The organism is Fulvivirga sp., from assembly GCF_040220315.1.
Lineage (GTDB): Bacteria > Bacteroidota > Bacteroidia > Cytophagales > Cyclobacteriaceae > Fulvivirga.
In genome coordinates this window covers 1-3,711 of the sequence record NZ_JAVJUY010000118.1, presented here as the reverse complement: position 1 = coordinate 3,711, position 3,711 = coordinate 1, and the positions used below count along the sequence as shown (strand labels likewise).

Annotated in this window: 5 protein-coding genes; all 5 read left to right on the top strand. The window is 36.2% G+C overall.

All coding sequences use genetic code 11. The annotated features are described in order from the left end of the window. The coding region (locus tag RLO81_RS05505; RefSeq protein WP_350108383.1) for a glycosyltransferase at window positions 1–339 on the top strand (339 nt) is incomplete at its 5' end. Further along, window positions 320–970 (top strand): sulfotransferase family 2 domain-containing protein, encoded by a 651-nt coding sequence (locus RLO81_RS05500; protein ID WP_350108380.1) that lies wholly within the window; start codon window positions 320–322, stop codon window positions 968–970. The genes RLO81_RS05505 and RLO81_RS05500, both read left to right, overlap by 20 nt. Then, window positions 967–1,809, top strand: a complete 843-nt coding sequence (locus RLO81_RS05495; RefSeq protein ID WP_350108377.1) for a glycosyltransferase family 2 protein — start codon at window positions 967–969, stop codon at window positions 1,807–1,809. Before RLO81_RS05500 ends, RLO81_RS05495 begins: the two co-directional genes overlap by 4 nt. Window positions 1,810–1,821: 12 nt before the next feature. Continuing rightward, entirely contained in the window at window positions 1,822–3,003 is a 1,182-nt protein-coding gene (locus tag RLO81_RS05490) for a hypothetical protein (protein WP_350108374.1), read from the top strand. Beyond that, on the top strand, window positions 3,000–3,711 hold a 712-nt coding region (locus RLO81_RS05485), incomplete at its 3' end, for a glycosyltransferase family 61 protein (RefSeq protein WP_350108371.1). The genes RLO81_RS05490 and RLO81_RS05485, both read left to right, overlap by 4 nt.

The window sequence follows — 3,711 nt, the reverse complement described above, 5'->3', positions numbered from 1 at the left end:
GTGAATGTAGGTTTTGTAGATCGTGAAGATCAACTCATTCTAATGAAAAATTCCTTAGCTGTGATACAACCCTCTTTTTTTGAGGGGTGGAGTACAGTTATAGAAGATGCAAAATTACTTGGTAAACCTGTACTCGCTTCTAACCTGGATGTTCACAAAGAACAATTGGGTAAAGCTGGTTACTTTTTTGATCCCAAGGATTCAAGTGAGTTAATGGAACTATTATTAAAGGTTTCAGGAAATGCAATAACTTATAATATGGACTATAGGCAAAATCAGATGGAATTCGGAAAACTTTTTTTGAAACTGATCAATAATTATGCTCATCTCACACAGTAAAAAATTTATATTCATTCACGTATACAAGGTTGGGGGGACCAGTATCAGTACGGTGCTTTCGAAGTACTGCGATTACAGCTTCTGGACGGCCTCAAAAATCAATAAGGTAAAGTATCTCTTCAAATTGAAACCAAGAATATTTCACACTGATTTTCCACACCATATTTCTGCAAATGATTTGAGAGAAAAAATACCAGATTCAATCTTTAATTCTTACTACAAATTTGCGTTTGTGAGGAACCCATGGGATTGGCAAGTATCACTCTACAATTTCATGTTGAAGTATGAAAAGCATCCACAGCACGTATTTATCAAAAGAATGAAGAATTTTGATGAGTACCTTGATTGGCGCATCATTGATGGTTTGGCGTTGCAAAAGGAGTTGTTAACAAATGGTCAAGATGATCTGCTTGTCGATAAAGTTGGGAAACTGGAAAACTTCCAACACGATTTTGATAAGATCTGTTCTAAAATAGGTGTTGTAAACACTCAGCTATCACATGACAATAAAAGCACGTATGACTCCTATAAAAACTACTACAGCAAAGAGACTTATGATATGGTGAAGGAGGCTTTCAAGGAGGATATTACATACTTTTCCTATCCGGAGGATTATTATTCCTTTAAATGAATCTTCCCAAAATCTCCATTATCACTCCCTCCTATAACCAGGGCCAATACCTGGAGCAGACCATCCTTTCTGTGATCGGCCAGATGTATCCGAACCTTGAATACATCATCATGGATGGAGGTAGTACGGATAATTCGGTGGAGATCATCAAAAAGTACGAAAAACATATTACCTATTGGGTTAGTAAAAAGGACAAGGGCCAGGCTGATGCCATCAATCGGGGTTTTGAACGGGCTACCGGTGATATCCTGGCGTGGCTGAATAGTGATGATTATTACTTACCTGGAACCCTGTTAAAAATCGCAAGTTTACTACAGGGCAGAATTACTGATCCTGTACTTGTGCATGGAGGTTGTATCCATACCCATGAGGGGAAACTCGATGTGTTTGCCAGGAACGATACCAATGTGAGAGAAAAACTTACCTACTCAGATCCATTTGTACAACCAACCACTTTTTGGACAAGAGGTCTCTGGGAGAAAACCGGTCCTCTGAATAAGTCCATGCACTATGTTTTTGACTGGGACTGGTACCTAAGGGCCAAGCAGTATGCTAAATTCATACGTTCAGAAGATTATTTCTGTATATACCGGAAGCACGATGAGCATAAGTCAGGAACAGGGGGTGTAATAAGGACCAATGAGATCAATGGTTTGATCAAAGAGTATTGTGATCCTGAATGGTATAGTATCTATTTAAGCATTAATAACAGGGATAAGATAATATCTAAGATACACTGGTTGAAAATATTGAAGGTTCCATTTCTAAGATTTGTATTATTTCCACATCTGTATTCGAAGTTCAGTAAACATAAACTGGACTTGTTCCTAAATGTTTGAGTAAAAAGAATAGTGAATTTTTCGAAACCAGTAGTACTCATTGATTCTTTTAAACTAGAAGGGCATCATGAAGGATATCTGGAGTACTATTATAATCAGCTTTCTAGACTTGGATTGGAAATAAAAATATTAGTTGCTGACAGCAAAGATGCCGATCGGATAGCGCGAAGGATTATGAGTATTGATGACAAGAGTATTAAATACTTCAAAAGCCATTTTGCAATTTCTTTTCTTACCAAATTAAATGCATGGATAAGATTACAATCAATTGAAAGCTTAATATTTTGGCTCAGGCTCAATTTATCCCTAAGACAATTTAAAATCAATAAACCATACATACCATTCATTCTTTGGTTCCCATTAAAATATGCAAATAACACTCAGCTAAGTCATTGGGCGATACCACAAGACATTGTAATACTGGACGGGTTAAGTATTAATCCTACGTTGGTTGAGAATATGGGTTTTGATGTAAACTTTACAGTAAACAATAGCTTATATAGAAGTTCAAGTATTAAGTCAATTCTGCTATTAAATGAGGAGGCCTGTAGATATTATCAATCAATCGGAATAACTAATTGTTATTGGTTACCTGAAGCAATACTTCTAAAAAAAAATGAACTTCAGCATTCTTGGTTGATAAATGAAATAAAAGAACTGCCCCTTGCCAGGAATGTAGTTTTATATGTTGGAGGCCTTAGCCAAAGAAAAAAGGAGATTCTCGGATTTTGCCGATTAGCAAGCAAGTATAGTGAAGATAGTGTCAGCTTTCTAGCAGTAGGGTCGTTATATAGAGACCATTTTACGGATGAGGAATTCAATCAATACCTTGAACTGAAAAATACGATATCCAATTTGTTCATCATTGAAAAGAGAGCCTGTGATGAGGAGCTATATGATCTCTTAGAATTATCCAATACGGTTTTTTTAGTTTACCCTAATCATCCCTATAGTAGCAGTTTTATGACCATGGCAATCTCGGCGGGTCGGTCAGTGATTGTCAAAGGTGATTCATTGATGGCCCGTAGAGCTGGCAAATATGGAATTGGAATCACCTATGAGGAATTAATGTCAAACCCTGATATTTTACTTATGGACAGAGTGGAAGAAGATAAAATTGAATTGTTTAGGCATGACCATTCTGATGAAGTCATTCAAAATACATTAACCAGGGCATTTGGTTTGAGAACATGATCAGGAGGGTTTATGATAAACTAAATGCTTTATTCATAGCTGCAAATATTGCGGGTACTTCAGTAATTTGGAAAATCGATTCCGGAAACGATGAATCATTTATGATAACAATGCCTTCTGTTGTGCATTTATCATCGTTACGTGATGCAGTATCTGGACAAGTGCTTAAGGATAAAATGGCAATTGCTTCTTCAGGAACACAATTAATGACCTATTATGGTGTTCAAATGGTGACAATGAACAGGATTATTCCAGTTTGGAGAAAAAAAATACTCTGGCAACTTGTTGATCCATATTATTTCAAAGGGAGTCTTAAACTAAACTATTTCAGATTTTTGTTTTCTTATCGTCTGAAAAAATCTAGAGAGGTAATAGATGAAGCTGTTTTATTAGACACCTCATGGAGTGGCAATTACTTCCACTGGATGTACGATGTATTGTGTCGCGTATTTATGTTTTCGGATACCTCAAAAAATAAGGAAGTGGTATTACTTACCGGGTCTCGTTTAAGCAATTTCCAGAAGGATTCTCTTGATTATTTGGGATTGTCCAATAGAGTAAAGGTTCTCAAAAACAACGCTTCTGTAAATACATTATACGGGCATTCTTATATGATGTCAGATAATATTTTTGATAGAGACCTTCTTCAAAAATTTCGACAATTTGCTCTTTCAAAATTACAGCCGGTCATAAAAAAATTTGAGACCA